The sequence below is a fragment of the Streptococcus sp. 9.1 genome (assembly GCF_016648815.1).
GTDB lineage: Bacteria > Bacillota > Bacilli > Lactobacillales > Streptococcaceae > Streptococcus > Streptococcus salivarius_E.
Map to the genome: position 1 here is coordinate 50,648 of NZ_JACLQS010000009.1, position 16,768 is coordinate 67,415.

17 protein-coding genes and 1 pseudogene are annotated in these 16,768 nt (G+C 40.4%); 3 read left to right on the forward strand and 15 right to left on the reverse strand.

What is annotated here, in order from left to right; all coding sequences use genetic code 11:
* Positions 1 to 4 precede the first annotated feature (4 nt).
* The gene (locus H7T93_RS07195; RefSeq protein ID WP_201041717.1) at positions 5 to 1,612 is read right to left on the reverse strand and encodes a ribonuclease Y; all 1,608 of its coding nucleotides are present in this window, start codon (positions 1,610 to 1,612) and stop codon (positions 5 to 7) included.
* Positions 1,613 to 1,755: 143 nt separating this feature from the next.
* Here H7T93_RS07195 and H7T93_RS07200 point away from each other — a divergent pair, with 143 nt between their 5' ends.
* Complete coding sequence (locus H7T93_RS07200) at positions 1,756 to 2,238, forward strand: S-ribosylhomocysteine lyase (RefSeq protein ID WP_002885585.1); 483 nt, start codon at positions 1,756 to 1,758, stop codon at positions 2,236 to 2,238.
* A 29-nt stretch (positions 2,239 to 2,267) separates the two neighbouring features.
* On the opposite strand, the gene H7T93_RS07205 is transcribed toward H7T93_RS07200, so the two are convergent.
* From H7T93_RS07205 to H7T93_RS07270, 14 genes are all read right to left on the reverse strand, one after another.
* Positions 2,268 to 3,038: an acetyl-CoA carboxylase carboxyl transferase subunit alpha gene (locus H7T93_RS07205; protein WP_002886662.1), complete on the reverse strand. Its 771-nt coding sequence runs from the start codon at positions 3,036 to 3,038 to the stop codon at positions 2,268 to 2,270.
* Positions 3,035 to 3,901, reverse strand: a complete 867-nt coding sequence (gene accD / locus H7T93_RS07210) for an acetyl-CoA carboxylase, carboxyltransferase subunit beta (RefSeq protein ID WP_014633562.1) — start codon at positions 3,899 to 3,901, stop codon at positions 3,035 to 3,037. Before accD ends, H7T93_RS07205 begins: the two co-directional genes overlap by 4 nt.
* A gap of 5 nt (positions 3,902 to 3,906) precedes the next feature.
* Entirely contained in the window at positions 3,907 to 5,277 is a 1,371-nt protein-coding gene (locus tag H7T93_RS07215) for an acetyl-CoA carboxylase biotin carboxylase subunit (RefSeq protein WP_002886659.1), read from the reverse strand.
* 118 nt (positions 5,278 to 5,395) lie between these two features.
* Complete coding sequence (fabZ, locus tag H7T93_RS07220; RefSeq protein ID WP_002885470.1) at positions 5,396 to 5,821, reverse strand: 3-hydroxyacyl-ACP dehydratase FabZ; 426 nt, start codon at positions 5,819 to 5,821, stop codon at positions 5,396 to 5,398.
* Entirely contained in the window at positions 5,818 to 6,312 is a 495-nt protein-coding gene (accB, locus tag H7T93_RS07225; protein WP_002886657.1) for an acetyl-CoA carboxylase biotin carboxyl carrier protein, read from the reverse strand. The genes fabZ and accB overlap by 4 nt, the downstream gene beginning before the upstream one ends.
* Before the next feature lie 3 nt (positions 6,313 to 6,315).
* Positions 6,316 to 7,548, reverse strand: coding sequence for a beta-ketoacyl-ACP synthase II (gene fabF, locus H7T93_RS07230; protein ID WP_022495982.1), 1,233 nt, complete (start codon positions 7,546 to 7,548; stop codon positions 6,316 to 6,318).
* A 60-nt stretch (positions 7,549 to 7,608) separates the two neighbouring features.
* Entirely contained in the window at positions 7,609 to 8,343 is a 735-nt protein-coding gene (gene fabG, locus H7T93_RS07235; RefSeq protein ID WP_014633564.1) for a 3-oxoacyl-[acyl-carrier-protein] reductase, read from the reverse strand.
* Between the two features lie 12 nt (positions 8,344 to 8,355).
* Entirely contained in the window at positions 8,356 to 9,276 is a 921-nt protein-coding gene (fabD, locus tag H7T93_RS07240; protein ID WP_049545679.1) for an ACP S-malonyltransferase, read from the reverse strand.
* 23 nt (positions 9,277 to 9,299) lie between these two features.
* Positions 9,300 to 10,265: an enoyl-[acyl-carrier-protein] reductase FabK gene (gene fabK / locus H7T93_RS07245; RefSeq protein WP_022495984.1), complete on the reverse strand. Its 966-nt coding sequence runs from the start codon at positions 10,263 to 10,265 to the stop codon at positions 9,300 to 9,302.
* A gap of 106 nt (positions 10,266 to 10,371) precedes the next feature.
* A complete protein-coding gene (locus H7T93_RS07250) occupies positions 10,372 to 10,596 on the reverse strand; it encodes an acyl carrier protein (protein WP_002885495.1) in 225 nt (74 codons plus the stop codon).
* A 63-nt stretch (positions 10,597 to 10,659) separates the two neighbouring features.
* A complete protein-coding gene (locus H7T93_RS07255) occupies positions 10,660 to 11,622 on the reverse strand; it encodes a beta-ketoacyl-ACP synthase III (protein ID WP_037612035.1) in 963 nt (320 codons plus the stop codon).
* Positions 11,622 to 12,056, reverse strand: coding sequence for a MarR family winged helix-turn-helix transcriptional regulator (locus H7T93_RS07260; protein ID WP_002885562.1), 435 nt, complete (start codon positions 12,054 to 12,056; stop codon positions 11,622 to 11,624). The genes H7T93_RS07255 and H7T93_RS07260 overlap by 1 nt, the downstream gene beginning before the upstream one ends.
* Positions 12,057 to 12,160: 104 nt before the next feature.
* Positions 12,161 to 12,952, reverse strand: coding sequence for an enoyl-CoA hydratase (locus tag H7T93_RS07265; protein ID WP_201041718.1), 792 nt, complete (start codon positions 12,950 to 12,952; stop codon positions 12,161 to 12,163).
* 211 nt (positions 12,953 to 13,163) lie between these two features.
* Complete coding sequence (locus H7T93_RS07270; protein ID WP_201041719.1) at positions 13,164 to 13,802, reverse strand: HAD family hydrolase; 639 nt, start codon at positions 13,800 to 13,802, stop codon at positions 13,164 to 13,166.
* A gap of 129 nt (positions 13,803 to 13,931) precedes the next feature.
* Between H7T93_RS07270 and H7T93_RS07275 the strand changes: the two genes are divergently transcribed.
* A complete protein-coding gene (locus tag H7T93_RS07275; protein WP_002886649.1) occupies positions 13,932 to 15,290 on the forward strand; it encodes an aspartate kinase in 1,359 nt (452 codons plus the stop codon).
* 159 nt (positions 15,291 to 15,449) lie between these two features.
* Positions 15,450 to 16,699, forward strand: a pseudogene (locus tag H7T93_RS07280) (ISL3 family transposase).
* Positions 16,700 to 16,768 lie beyond the last annotated feature (69 nt).

Genomic DNA, 16,768 nt, shown 5'->3' on the forward strand with positions numbered 1-16,768 from the left:
TATCTTATTTGGCATAGTCAACCGCACGGAATTCACGAATGACTGTAACCTTAATATTTCCTGGGTAATCCAAATTCTTCTCAATTTGTTCACGTACCTTGTGAGACAAGATCGTAACTTCATCATCTGAGATTTTGTTTGGATGAACCATAATACGAATTTCACGACCAGCTTGAAGGGCGAAGCTTGTTTGAACACCGTCAAAGCTTGATGCAATTTCTTCCAAATCACGAAGGCGTTTGACATAATTCTCAACAGATTCATTACGAGCCCCTGGACGAGCCGAACTCAAAGCATCTGCTGCAGCTACAATAACTGCAATAACGCTCTCAGGTTCTACATCGCCATGGTGGCTGGCAATGGCATTGACCACAACTGGATGTTCTTTGTACTTACGTGCAAACTCTGCACCAATCTCTACGTGGCTACCTTCGACTTCTTTGTCAATGGCTTTCCCCATATCGTGAAGGAATCCAGCACGACGAGCAAGGGCAACATTTTCACCCAATTCACCAGCCATGATACCTGCTAATTTACCAACTTCAACTGAGTGACGAAGGACGTTTTGACCATACGACGTACGGAACTGCAAGCGTCCCATAATCTTAATCAAATCAGGATGAAGATTCATAGCGCCAATTTCGTAGGCTGCCTCTTCACCATATTCACGGATACGGTTATCCATTTCCTGACGGCTCTTCTCAACCAACTCTTCAATACGAGCCGGATGGATACGACCGTCCTTAATCAAGGCCTCGAGAGTCATACGTGCAATTTCACGACGAACTGGATCAAAACCAGAAAGGACAACCACTTCTGGAGTGTCGTCAATAATAACGTCAATACCTGTTAGACTTTCAAGCGTACGGATGTTACGCCCCTCACGTCCAATGATACGACCTTTCATATTGTCATCTGGAAGATGAACAGTGGTTACTGTTTGTTCAGTAACATAATCTCCAGCCAAGCGTTGCATAGCTTGCGCCAACAAGTTTTTGGCCTTCTTATCAACAGTATCTTTAACCTGTGCTTCTGCATCTTTGATACGTGTTGCAATCTCATGAGTCAGATTATTCTCAGTCTCCGTTAAGATTACCTCACGCGCCTCTGCAATGGTCATCTGACCAACACGTTCAAGTTCAGCTTGCTTCTCAGCCTCCAACTGAGTCACATTCTCTTCACGCTCATTAAGATGTTTAGATTTGTCAGCAAGACTCTGCTCTTTCTTCTCGAGGGTAAGTTCTTTACTTGATAGATTTTCATCCTTACGGTCAAGGCTGGTTGCACGTTCTGTTAAACGATTTTCCATTTGTTTAAGCTCTTGACGTTCAGATTTGAATTCTTTTTCAATATCTTCTCGATATTTTCTAGCTTCCTCTTTTACTTCTAACAAGAACTCTTTACGTTGAGCCTTACTTTCGCGTTCAGCAGTCACACGCAGATGATCTGCATCATGTTCCGCCTGACTGCGAAGGTTCACAGCGTCTTGTTCTGCCTTTAGCAAGGTAGTTTCTGCTTGTTCCTTAGCTTTGCTAAGTTTAATAGAAATTGCTAAATATCCAACGACTAAACCAATGAGTGCAAAGACAACTAAAATTATCATGTTTATCATGTCTTTACCTCAACTTTTCTAAGGTTTCCCTAAAGAAAACCGTCTTCTAGTGTATCATATTTATAGCTTTTTCTCAAATAAATACTAGAACTTTAAACTGATTTTGTGGTATCATAACTCTATTAGAATAGGGAGGTATTACCATGCCAAAAGACGTTACTGTTGAAAGTTTTGAACTTGATCACACTATTGTAAAAGCACCTTATGTCCGTCTTATTTCAGAGGAAGTTGGACCTAAAGGAGATATCATCACAAACTTTGATATCCGTTTGATTCAACCTAATGAAAACAGTATTGATACAGGTGGTCTTCATACTATCGAACACCTACTCGCTAAACTGATCCGTCAACGTATCGATGGCCTTATTGATTGCTCACCATTTGGTTGCCGTACAGGTTTCCATATGATTATGTGGGGTAAACAAGATCCTACAGAAATTGCCAAAGTTATCAAATCTAGTCTTGAAGCTATTGCTAACGAGATTACATGGGAAGATGTTCCAGGGACTACCATTGAATCTTGTGGTAACTACAAGGATCACAGTCTTCATTCAGCTAAGGAATGGGCTAAACTTATCCTTGAACAAGGTATCTCAGACCAAGCCTTCGAACGCCATACCGTTTAAAAAACATTGGGATATATCCCAATGTTTTTTTAGTATTTTCTAAAACGTTGATAACGCGCTTCAAGCAAGTCCTCTGTTGATAATTGGCTTAATTCTGCCAACTCATCTACAATTGCTGTCTTAATTGCTTCAATAATTTCACTTGTAAAGTAACCACGTTCTGGGATCACCTTATCAACGATTCCCATGTTAAGCAACTCACCTGATGTAATCTTCATCAACTCTGCTGCCTCTTCTGAACGTGAGCCATCTTTCCAGAGAATAGTCGCAAACCCTTCCGGACTCAAGATAGAGTAGATGGTATTTTCAAGCATCCAAACCTTATCGGCTACCGCCAAGGCAAGAGCTCCTCCCGAACCACCTTCACCAATGATGATGGCAATAATTGGCACCTTAAGATCACTCATTTCCATAAGGTTACGCGCAATTGCCTCACCTTGTCCACGTTCCTCTGCTCCAACACCAGGATAAGCACCTGCAGTATTGATAAAGGTAACAACTGGACGACCAAACTTTTCAGCCTGTTTCATGAGGCGAAGAGCCTTACGATAGCCCTCTGGATGAGGTTGCCCAAAGTTACGGTTAAGGTTATCTTGTAGGTTTCTACCTTTTTGGATACCCACTACAGTAACCGCTTGGCCATTTAAACGACCAATACCACCAATAATGGCACCATCGTCACGGAAATTACGGTCGCCATGAAGTTCAATAAAGTCATCGAAGATTCCTTGGGCAAAGTCCAAAGCAGTTAAACGGCCTTGGTCACGCGCTTCTTTTAAAATACGTGCTACGTCGCTCATTGAACACCTCCATGGAATGATAAGAGTGTGGCAATGGTATCAGCCAACTCTGTACGTTTAACAATGGCATCAACAAAACCATGTTCTTGAAGGAACTCAGCCTTTTGAAAATCATCTGGCAAAGTTTCGCGAACTGTGTTTTCAATGACACGACGACCTGCAAAACCAATCAAGGTTTGTGGCTCAGCTAAGATGATATCACCTTCCATGGCGAAACTTGCTGTAACCCCACCAGTTGTTGGATCTGTCAATACAGTCAAATACAACAAGCCAGCATTCGAATGACGTTTTACAGCAGCTGAAATCTTAGCCATTTGCATCAAACTCATGATTCCTTCTTGCATACGGGCCCCACCAGATGCTGTAAAAATAACAACTGGAAGTTTTTCCTCAATCGCATGTTCAAAGAGTTTAGTGATTTTCTCACCAACAACAGTTCCCATTGAAGCCATAATAAAGTTAGAATCCATAATGGCCAAGGCTGTTTTTTGCCCCTTGATAGTTGCAACACCAGTCACGACAGCTTCATCAAGACCAGTTTTTTCCTTAGTCGTTGCTAGTTTCTCCATATAACCTGGAAAATTCAATGGATTTTCAGTTTTAATACCTGTAAACAGTTCTTGGAAAGATCCCTCATCAACTGTTAAATCGAGACGTTCTTTAGCGGAAATACGGAAGGTATAAGAACAATTTGGACAAATTTTAGCTTGTCCCAAGTCCTTTTGATAAATAGCTTGTTTACAACCAGGACATTTTGCAAAAAGTTCATCTGGAACTTCTGGCACTTGGTGATCAATCCCATTACGTACAGAACGGTTAGGATTGATACGGATATACTTTTCTTTTCGATCAAATAATCCCATAAACTCTATTCCTCACGATTCTGATAAGCTGGTAGGAAGGTCTCCATCAAGAAGGAAGTGTCATAATCCCCAGCGATAACGCTACGATCTGAAATCAAATCCAACTGGAAGTCAGCATTAGTCACAACACCATCGATTTCGAGCTCGTAAAGAGCACGTTGCATCTTCATGAGCGCCTCAAATCGATTTTCTCCATGAACAATGATTTTGGCAATCATTGAATCATAGTAAGGGGGAATAGTATAGCCAGGATAGACTGCACTGTCTACACGGAGACCAACACCTCCACTAGGTAGGTAGAGATTGCTAATTTTCCCTGGACTAGGTGCAAAGTTGAACTTAGGATTTTCTGCATTGATACGACACTCAATAGCATGCCCCTTGATTTCAATATCATCTTGGGTCACAGAGAGTTTTTCACCCGCGGCAATACGGATTTGTTCTTTAACAATATCCACACCACTTACAAATTCTGTAACTGGGTGCTCAACTTGAACACGGGTGTTCATTTCCATAAAGTAGAACTGACCTGTTTTCTCATCAAGAAGGAACTCGATAGTACCCGCATTTTCATAATTAACAGCCTTAGCGGCACGGACAGCCGCTGAACCAATTTCGTGACGAAGTGTCTTACCAATAGCAACTGACGGTGATTCTTCCAAAACCTTTTGGTTATTACGTTGAAGAGAGCAATCACGCTCACCTAGGTGAACAATATTACCATAGCTATCTCCCAAAATTTGAACCTCGATATGACGAGCTGGGTAAATAACTTTTTCAATATACATCGCCCCATTACCAAAGGCTGCTTTAGCTTCTTGTGACGCAGATTCGAAGGCAGGAGCTAACTCTTCTTCAGTGTTAACCTTACGAATCCCCTTACCGCCACCACCAGCAGAAGCCTTAAGCATTACTGGGTAACCAAGACGGTTGGCAACCTCTAAAGCCTCCTCAGCTGTAAAGACTTCACCATCTGAACCAGGAATTACAGGGACATTAGCCTTAATCATTTCAGCACGGGCATTGATTTTATCACCCATCTTGTCCATGACTTCGCCTGAAGGACCAATAAACTTGATGTTCATTTCTTCACAGAGAGTGGCAAATTTAGAGTTTTCACTCAAGAAACCAAACCCTGGATGAATAGCTTGAGCCTCAGTCACAATAGCAGCTGATAGGACACGATTCATATTCAAATAAGAATCCGTTGATTTTGCAGGCCCGATACAAATAGCTTCATCAGCGAGCATAGTATGGAGAGAATCCTTATCCGCTTCAGAATAAATAGCAACCGTTTGGATACCCAATTCACGCGCTGCACGGATAATACGCACTGCAATTTCACCACGATTGGCAATCAATAATTTTTTAAACATAAAACAAGATAACATCAGACATTTTTTGATAGTCTGTGTTGATTTCCTTTCTATGTGATAGACCAATGTCTAAAGAAAAATCCTTTCCGACTGTCGCCAGAAGGATTTTCACAAAACATTAGCTTCCAATAGCAAAAGTCAAAGTACCTGATGCAGCAAGTTTACCATCGACTTCAGCCTTAGCTTCAACAACAGCAATTGTTCCACGACGTTTAACAAACTTAGCTGTCATAACAAGTTGGTCACCAGGAACCACTTGTTTTTTAAATTTAACCTTATCCATACCTGCATAAAAGACTAATTTGCCCTTGTTTTCAGGTTTAGACAATTCAAGAACACCAGCTGTTTGCGCAAGAGCTTCCATGATAAGAACGCCAGGCATAACTGGGTATTGAGGAAAATGTCCATTAAAGAAAGGTTCATTGATCGTTACATTTTTAATAGCTGTGATTTCGTCTTCTGAAACTTCTAGCACACGGTCAACCAAAAGCATTGGATAACGGTGTGGTAAAGCTTCACGAATAGCATTAATATCAATTGTCATTTGATGCGTACCAATCCTTTTCCGTAGTCAACAACTTCTTCATTCGCTACCAAGATTTCAGTAATAACACCATCTTTAGGTGCTGGCACTTCATTCATCACCTTCATTGCTTCAACAATAAGAAGCGTTTGACCTTTCTTAACAGTATCACCAACAGAAACAAAGGCTGGTTTTTCAGGTGATGGAGACAAGTAAGCCACACCAACAAGTGGACTTTCAACCACTTCACCTTCAGCAGCTTGAGCAGGAGCAGAAGCTTCTTCAACTGGTGTTGCTGGAGTTTCAACAGCGGCAGGTGCTACTACTGGAGCAACTGGAGCTTGAGGAGCTGGCGCAACTACTTCAACTGTAGGAGCTACTGGGGCAGCTGTTACTGAACTTGTTTGATTTTTGCTCAAGTTCAATTCTTCACCGTTATTTTTGTATGAAAATTCACGTAAAGTTGATGCATCAAATTGAGCCAATAAATCTTTGATTTCAGAAATATTCATGAATTAAGCCTCCCAACGTTTAAAGGCAAGAACAGCATTGTGTCCACCAAAACCGAAGGTATTTGAAATTGCATACTCAATATCAGCTTCTTGACCTTCACCATAAACAACATTAGCTTCGATGTAGTCAGACAATTCTTTTGTACCAGCAGTTTTCGGTACATAGCTATGACGAATAGCTTCGATTGTTGCAATAGCCTCAACTGCACCAGCAGCACCTAGCAAGTGACCTGTAAATGATTTAGTAGATGAAACTGGAACATCTTTACCAAGTACAGAAACAATGGCACCACTTTCACCCTTTTCATTAGCAGGTGTTGATGTCCCGTGAGCATTGACATAATCAACATCTTCAGGTTTGATACCAGCTTCATTGATAGCCAATTTAATTGCTTTAGCAGCACCTGAACCGTCTGGAGTTGGTGTTGTCATGTGGTAGGCATCACAGTTTGATCCGTAACCAACAATCTCAGCCAAGATGTTAGCACCACGTTTTTGAGCATGTTCCAAGCTTTCGATAACGAGAACCCCTGCACCTTCACCCATAACAAAACCATTACGGTCTTTATCAAATGGAATTGATGAACGTTCTGGATCCTCTGTTGTTGAAAGTGCTGTAAGAGCATTGAAACCACCGATACCAATCTTAGTGATTGAAGCTTCAGCACCACCAGCCAAGACAACATCATGCAAACCGAATTTAATTTCACGGAAGGCCTCACCGATTGCATCATTGGCAGAGGCACAAGCAGTTGTCACGGATTTACATACCCCTTGAGCACCAATTTTAAGAGCAATGTTACCAGCACCCATGTTTGAGAGTGCTTTAGGGATAAACATTGGTTTGATACGTTTCATACCACGTTCGTGCATACGAATGATTTGATCTTCAAGTTCTTGGAGACCACCGATACCAGATGACACGATAACACCAACACGATCACGATCTTCTTCTTCCATGTTAAGTCCTGAAGTTTCAAGAGCTTCCATAGCAGCATAAATCGCATAAAGTGAGTAAGTGTCCATACGATTAGTATCTTTTTTCACAAAGTATTTATCGAACGGGAAATCTTGGATTTCACCAGCGTTAAAGACTGGAATTTCAGAAGCATCAAACTTAGTAATTGGCTTAATACCAATTTTACCGTCATGAAGACTGTTCCAAAATTCTTCTGGTGTATTACCGATTGGTGAGGTCACGCCGTAACCTGTAACAACAACACGATTTGTAGACATATATATTCTCCTTTTGTCGGATGGATATTCTAGTAAATGATTTTTGATATTGAAAATCAATTATTGCATGGTCATACCACCATCAATAGCGATGGTTTGACCTGTGAGATATTCTTGACTAGCCAAGAATGCTGCAACTTCTGCCACTTCTTCTGCTTGACCAATACGTTTCATTGGTACTTGAGCAATCATAGCATCTTTCATTTTCTCTGGAATAGCGTCAGTCATATCTGATTCAATGAAACCAGGAGCGATAGCATTGACACGGACACCACGGGCCGCAACTTCACGCGCTACTGATTTAGTGAAACCAATCAAACCAGCTTTTGAAGCTGCATAGTTAGCTTGACCAATATTCCCCATAAGACCTACAACAGATGACATATTGATGATGGCACCTTGACGAGCCTTAGACATTGGTTTTAAGACAGCCTGTGTCATATTGAAAGCACCAGTCAAGTTGATTTTCAAGACACGTTCAAAATCTTCTTCACTCATCTTCAACATCAACTTATCGTTAGTGATACCAGCATTATTAACTAGCACATCAACACTACCAAGCTTTTCAATAGCTTCAGCTACCATACGTTTAGCATCTTCACTGTTAGAAATATCACCTGAGATACCTACAACAGTTACACCATAATCTGCAAACTGTGCAAGCAAGTCCTCAGAGATTTCAGAACGTCCATTTAGAACAACATTGGCACCAAGACTAGCAAATTTGTGTGCCACAGCTAATCCAATTCCACGTGTTGAACCTGTTACAAAAACATTTTTATTCTTAAGTTCCATGTTTACCTCGTTTTAAACATTAAGAAGGGCATCAAGACTAGCTTGATCTTCAACATTATGAGTTGGTAAGGTTTTATCAATTTTCTTCAAGAAGCCTGACAAGACTTTTCCTGGACCAATCTCAATTACTTCATCTACACCAAATTCTTGGATAGTGGCAATCGAATCATAAAAACGTACAGGTTCCATCACCTGACGAGCCAAAAGTGCTTTGACGTCTTCTGACTTCATGATTTGAGCCTCAGTATTACCTACCAAAGGAAGCTTAAAGTCAGTGAATGACACTTTCTCAAGTTCTGCTGCCAATTTTTGACTAGCTGATTCAAGTAAAGCTGTATGGAACGGTCCTGAAACATTAAGAGGAATCAGACGTTTAGCACCAGCTTCTTTAAGCAATTCCACAGCATAATCAACAGCCTCAACTTCACCACCAATAACAATTTGTGCTGGAGTATTATAGTTAGCAGGCGTTACTACACCCTTTTCAGATGCTTTTTGACAGATTTCTTCAATCAAACTTGGATCTGTATTCATGACTGCAACCATTTTCCCACTTCCAGCAGGAGCCGCTGTTTCCATGAATTCTCCACGTTTAGCAACCAAGGCTACCGCATCCTCAAATGAGAGTGCTCCAGCCGCAACTAGGGCAGAATATTCACCCAAAGAGAGGCCGGCAACAATATCAGGAGTGATACCATTTTCTGCCAAGAGACGATAAATGGCTACTGACGTTGTCAAAATAGCTGGTTGAGTATAGCGTGTCTGATTAAGTTTTTCTTCGTTAGAATCAATCAATTCACGCAAATCATAACCTAGAATACGACTAGCCGTATCAAATGTCTCTTTGACAACGGGATAAGCCGCATACAAATCGCTCGCCATGCCCAATTTCTGAGCCCCTTGACCAGCAAATAAGAACGCACGTTTTGTCACTATCCTAATCCTTTCGACGTTTTTTAGACGTTTACATCTGCCCAACGAGCAGCTTCTTCTTTAATCACCTTGGCAGCACCTGTGTAAAGGTCTTCCAAGATTTCTGCACACGTTTCTTCTTTACGAACAAGACCTGCAATTTGTCCAGCCATGACTGAACCATATTCCACATCTCCATCAACTACCGCGTTACGAAGGGCACCTGCACCAAGTTCTTCAATTTCCTCTTGAGTTTTCTTACCAGCCAAGAAATCTTTTTCAGCTTGGTTATATTCTGTAGCCAATTTATTCTTAATCGCACGAACTGGGTGTCCAACAACAGAAGCTGAAATAACAGTATCGATATCTTTAGCCTTCAAAATCTTATCTTTGAAGTTTTGGTGAGCATTAGATTCCTTAGCAACAGCGAAACGCGTACCAACCTGAACAGCTTCTGCTCCAAGCATAAGAACAGCAGCCATACCACGTCCATCAGCAACACCACCAGCACCAATAACTGGGATAGATACCGCATCCGCAACCTGGCGAACAAGAGCCATAGTTGTCAATTTACCGATGTGACCACCAGCTTCCATACCTTCTGCGACAACAGCATCAGCACCAAGTTTTTCCATACGCTTAGCAAGTGCAACTGATGGAATAACTGGAATAACTGTGATACCTGCTTCGTGGAAGCGTTCCATGTATTTACCTGGGTTTCCAGCACCTGTTGTAACAACCTTAACACCCTCTTCGATAACGAGGTCAACGATGTCATCTGCAAATGGTGACAAAAGCATGATATTAACACCGAATGGTTTGTCAGTGATTTGTTTCACTCTATCGATATTAGCTTTTACCACTTCTTTAGGGGCATTACCACCACCAATAATTCCGAGTCCACCAGCATTTGAAACGGCACCTGCTAGATCACCATCAGCGACCCAAGCCATACCACCTTGGAAGATTGGATATTTAATTCCTAACTGTTCTGTAATACGAGATTTCATTTTTCACCTTTTTTTCGATTTTCTAATCAAATAAATAGTTTAATAATCAAAGTAATTGTATAAACAAAGGAGAATATCCCAAATAAGAATATTCTCTATGCCCTGCTTATTTAGTTTTTTCTTCTACGTAAGCAACAAGGTCACCAACAGTGTTAAGACCTTCTTCAGTTTCGATTTGGATATCGAATTCATCTTCGATTTCTGAGATAACTTGGAATACATCAAGTGAGTCAGCATCAAGTTCGTCAAAAGTAGTTTCTACTTTTACTTCTTCTGCGTCTTTCCCAAGTTCTTCAACGATGATTTCTTGTACTTTTTCAAATACTGCCATTTTAATTTCTCCTTTAAGATAAATATATTTCTTATAATCTATGCTGGTGCATAATTTATATAACTAGATTTTAACAATAAGACTGCCCCATGTCAAACCCCCACCAAAACCTGATAAAAGAATTGTTTGACCGCTGTCTAATTTTAAGGTCCCATTTGCCACGTTTTCAGAAAGCAAAATTGGGATACTTGCCGCACTGGTATTACCGTAAGACATCATGTTTGCCAAGAATTTATCACGACTGACATCGATTTTCTTAGCCATAATATCCAAAATACGAATGTTAGCTTGATGAAGCAGGAAGTAATCAGGTTCACCTTTTTCTTCAACCAAGGCCTTAATGCTCTTTGAAACTGTCTTAACGGCAAAATCAAAGATCGCTTTCCCATCCATTTGCATATAGGGATTAGGCTGATCAGACTCATCTGAATAAGGCGAGATAACTGCAGAGGCTCCTGACTCAAGACCACCCTTGCTACCATCGGTATTCAAAGATTCTCCGAAGAAATGTTCTTCTTCAGTTTCTTCCAGGAGGACTCCGCCAGCACCATCTCCAAAGAGGACAGCTGTTGTACGGTCAGACCAGTCTAAAGTTTTAGAAAGGACTTCCGCACCAATAACTAGACCTTTTTTGTAGACACCTGACTTAATCAATTTTTCTGCTGTTGCCAAGGCAAAGACGAAACCACTACATGCTGCAGTAATGTCAAAAGCAAAAGCATTGACTGCACCGATTGCTCCTTGAACTCGAGCCGCTACTGACGGCATAGAGCTATCCGGAGAAATCGTTGCAACTAAAACAAAGTCTAGCTCCTCTGGCGATAATCCTGATTTTTCTAATAGCTGATGAGCAACATTGGTGGCTAAATCACTCGTGTTCTCATTCAATGAGATGCGACGTTCCTGAATACCTGTGCGTGAGCGAATCCACTCGTCGCTAGTATCCATGATTTTTGATAGGTCATCATTAGTCACGACCTGAGCAGGTGCATAATGGGCAACCTGACTAATTTTTGCAAATGCCATTATTTCAACTCCTCAAGAAAGGCGTGGAGATTTTCCAATCCCTTGCTCATAACCTTCAATTCCTCGTCGTTAAAGCCTTCTGTAATCCTCATCACCATTGATTTATGAAAACGACGGTGAAGACGATATACCAAACGACCCTTTTTAGAAAGCGATAGATGGACCACACGACGGTCAACTGATGAACGCGTACGGACAATATAACCTTTCTTTTCAAGTTTATTGAGAGAAGTTGTTACAGTACCAAGCGTTAGCATGAGTTCTTTAGCTACTGCACTTGGTGTCGTATCTGGATGTGTACCGATCACATCAATGGTATGCATTTCCTTGAGGGAAACATCGTTAAACTTTGAATTCTTCAAACTTGCTTCTTCGATAATAACTACGTTATTAAAAATATCAACAAGATAGCCATCAATTTTGTCGTAATTCACACCAGACTCCTTTCAATAAAACTTTGACTTTCAAATTATATCAGACTCAAACTAAATTCGCAAGCCCGATTAAAAAACTTTAGTTTTTCTTTTAGAAAATGTGGCTATTTCCCTTGGAATTTAGGTCGACGACGCTCACTATAAGCACGTACTCCTTCTTTGAAGTCTTCTGTGAAAGCAAGAGATTTTTGCAAGTCAAGTTCCAACTTAGCGTAATTTTCCCATCCTGCAAATTCAGATTCCCAAACCATTTCTTTAATAGCTTTAAAGGAATTCACTGAAGAACGGTTCAATTTTTTAAGCAATTGACTCACAGTTTTTTCAAGTTTTTCTGACTCAACAACTTTGTAGGCAATTCCCCAGTCCAAGGCTTTTTCAGCTGATACTGGCTCTCCTGTCATGGTAATTTGAGTCGCACGGTTAATACCGATTGAACGTGTCAAAAGGTAGAGACCTCCAGCGTCAGGTGCCAAACCAACACCTACAAAAGCTTGGATGAATTTAGCTTTATCAGATGCAATCGTAAAGTCTGCTGCAACAGCTAAGTTAGCTGCAGCACCTGCACATGGTCCATCAACTACCATGATGACTGGCTTAGGCAATTTTTTAAGAGCAAAAGAAATTTCATTTACCTGCTCAGCAATACGAACCAAAGACTGTACATCATCTACAGCAACCGCTTTTTGCATTTGATCAAGGTCACCACCAACAGAAAAGACTTTTCCATTAGCATTGATTACCAAGAATTTTACTGACTCATCTTGTTTAGCTTGCTCAATTGCAGCCATAATCTCATCACAAACTGGAATATTAAATCCATTTTGCACTTCTGGACGATTAAGCGTTAAAGTTGCTACTCCATCTTCAACACTATAAAGAATTGTTTCGTAAGCCATTTTTTGCATTCCTCCGATAACTAGTTCCTATATGAAAACCGTATGTTCTTTATATTTTTATCACAATTTTATTTGATAAATAGATAATTTGACTATCAAATCATTCATCGTTAATTTCTAGTATACCATAGTCCATCTAAAGGTCAACAAAAACTTAGAGTTTTTTAATTTGATACATCAAAACACCGAGTTCTACAACTCGGTGTCTCTTCTATTTTAATAAATCTAAAACATCCATAAGGTTATCCAACAAGCCTTTGGCTGCACCTTGATCCATGCCAAAACGATTATCTTTAATGGCCCAAACCTCAACACCTGCAGCGACTCCAGCAGCAATCCCCTTTTCGCTATCTTCGATAATCAGCGCCTGATTTGCTTCCACGTTCAAATGCTGTAATGCTGTCAGATAAATCTCTGGATTGGGTTTACTCTCTTTAAATTCTTCTCCTGAGAGAACCACATCAAAGAAACCGTTCAAATGATTTTCCTCCAAAGCTCTAAGGATATCTGCCTTTACTGAGCTAGAAGCTAAACCTATTTTCAACCCTTGAGAATTCACTTCATTCAAGACCTTGAAAACATCAGGAAAGATTAATTCTTTATAGGGTAAGGGGTTGTCTTGTTTATAGGCATTGTACTCTTCTTGTAAAGTTGGCACATCCCAGTTATCATAGTCATCTCTGAGAATATTTTCCCAAACTTGCTTGGTATTTCCACCTATAAAGAAAGACGGGGGTAAATGGTCTATTGAAATTCCCTTTTGAGCTAAGAAATTTGCACGTCGATCATAATAATATTTTTCAGTGTCAAAAAGGACACCATCCATATCAAAAATAATTGCCTCAACCACGGGATATCCTCCTTTTCTTTCCTTATTGTACCATAATCAGACTAAATCTTACTCGCTTTTAAAAACAATGTGACAAATTGTCAGAATTTTGCTATAATTGTAGAGTAATTTAAAATTTTTGGAGTAACTATGAAAGTCATCAAATTCGGTGGAAGCTCACTTGCTTCAGCCACACAATTAGAAAAAGTCTTAAACATTGTAAAATCTGACCCTGAACGTCGCTTTGTCGTTGTATCAGCCCCTGGTAAACGTAACGATGAAGATACCAAGGTCACAGACGCCTTGATTAAATACTATAAACACTACACAAAAGGTGCTGATGTCAAAGCTGACCAAGAATGGATTATTAACCGCTACCAAGCTATGGTAGATGAGCTAGGCTTCAAATCAACAGAAATGGCGAAGATTGCCAAATCTATCAACGATCTTGCCACTCTCCCTATTGAAGACAACGATTTCCTTTATGATACTTTCCTAGCTGCAGGGGAAGATAATAACGCAAAATTAATCGCTGAATATTTCCGTAATAACGGTATTGAAGCACGTTACGTTCACCCTCGCCAAGCTGGTATTTTTGTCTCAAGCGAACCTGGAAATGCTCGTATCCTTCCAGGAGCTTATGACAAGTTGGAAGAACTTCGTGAATCAGATGAGGTTCTTGTTATCCCTGGTTTCTTCGGTGTTACCCCCGATAATCAAATTTGTACATTCTCACGTGGAGGCTCTGATATCACAGGTTCAATCGTTGCAGCTGGAGTTAAGGCAGACTTATATGAAAACTTCACAGATGTAGATGGGATTTTCGCAGCCCATCCTGGTGTCGTTCATGAACCACATTCTATTCCAGAGTTGACTTACAAGGAAATGCGTGAATTGGCATATGCTGGCTTCTCGGTTCTTCATGATGAAGCCCTTCTCCCTGCCTATCGTGGTAAAATTCCATTGGTTATTAAAAACACTAATAATCCAGACCATCCAGGTACACGTATTATTCTTGAACATAAGGGTGCAACTGTTCCTGTCGTTGGTATCGCAAGTGATGATAAATTCGTCAGCATCAATATGACCAAATACCTCATGAACCGTGAAGTTGGTTTTGGACGTAAGGTCCTCCAAATTTTGGAAGATTTAAACATCCGTTGGGAACACATGCCTTCTGGAATCGATGATCTTTCAATCATTATTCGAGAACGTGAACTTACCCCAATCAAAGAACAAGAAATCCTTTCATACTTGACTCGTGAACTCGGTGTTGATGAAGTTGAAATTGAACATGGCCTTTCAATCCTCATGATTGTTGGTGAAAATATGAAAGACCACATCGGTGTTACAGCGACAGCGGCTAAAGCGCTCTCTGAAAAACATATTAACCTAGAAATGATTTCTCAAGGTTCTAGTGAGGTTTCTGTTATGTTTGTAATTGAAACCGAGCAAGAAAAAGCAGCTGTCAGAGCTCTTTACGATGCTTTTTTCCGTAGTGACGACTAATCTAAAAACCTATCTCCTTCAAGGGATAGGTTTTTTCTGGCTCTATAATTTCTGTAGTGGGTAAAACCACTGTAGAGATTATGGAGCTTTTTCAATGTACACAAAAAGTCCCATAAGAACTATAATGAAAAGCGACCAAACCATCATTAGGAAGAACTCATGAGACTTATTAAGAATACCACAGAATTAATCGGAATTAAAGACCAAAATATCAAGATTTCACTTGTTTTTGAAACTAACACTCATATCGAGATTCAAGCAAAACTCGATTACCCTGCACCACCATGCCCTCATTGCCATGGAATGATAATCAAGTACGACTTTCAAAAACATTCTAAAATCCCTCTTCTCGAACAAGCTGGAACTCCAACACTACTACGTCTGAGGAAACGTCGCTTCCAGTGTAAAGTGTGTAAGAGAGTAACGGTGGCTGAAACCTCAATCGTTGAGAAAAACCACCAAATCTCCAACCTTGTCCGACAAAAGGTTGCACAACTTCTAACTGAGAAGGTATCACTAACGGATATTGCCAGAAGACTTCGTGTATCGACGTCCACTGTCTATCGTAAACTTGACCAGTTTACTTTCAAGGAGCATTATGGCAAGCTCCCAGCTGTTATGTCTTGGGATGAGTTTGGGTTCAAGAAAGGTGAACTCGCTTTTGTGGCGCAAAACTATGAGACCAACAAACTCATAACCATCCTTGATAATCGCCGTCAAACCACGATTCGAAACCACTTTTTGAAGTACCCATTGAAAGTTCGACAAAAGGTACAGTTTATTACAATGGATATGTCAGGAGCCTATATCCCACTAGCTCGCAGACTTTTCCCAAACGCCGAAATCATTATTGATCGTTTCCACATCATCCAGCACCTTGGTCGAGCCTTTTTAAAGACAAGAATTGCGATTATGAACCAGTTCGATAAGAAGTCTCTACCCTATCGAGCCTTGAAAAATCACTGGCAACTCTTTCAAAAGGACAGCCGTAAGTTATCTCTCAATTCTTTCTATTCAAAGACTTTCCGTCAAACCTTAAGTCCACATGAAGTTGTTGGGAAAACACTAGATTTTTCAGAAGAGCTTACCGACTACTATACACTTTATCAGCTCTTACTTTTTCACTTTCAGGAGAAGAGAGTAGATGAGTTTTTTGAGTTAATAGAGGAGAACATGAGCAAGGTCAATCACTACTTTCAAACGGTCTTTAGGACTTTTCTTAGACACAAGCAATACATCAAGAATGCGCTAGAAACAGACTATTCAAACGCAAAACTTGAAGCAACTAATAAGTTGATTAAAGACATCAAACGGTTGGGCTTCGGTTTTAGAAACTTCATCAACTTTAAGAAACGTGTCTTCATCATTCTGAACATAAAAAAAGAGAAGACCTATCAGGTCCTCTCTAGATGTTAGCTTTTCGTCACCCACTACAGTTGACAAACATACTAAGATTAGTAGTGAAGAAATCTCCGACG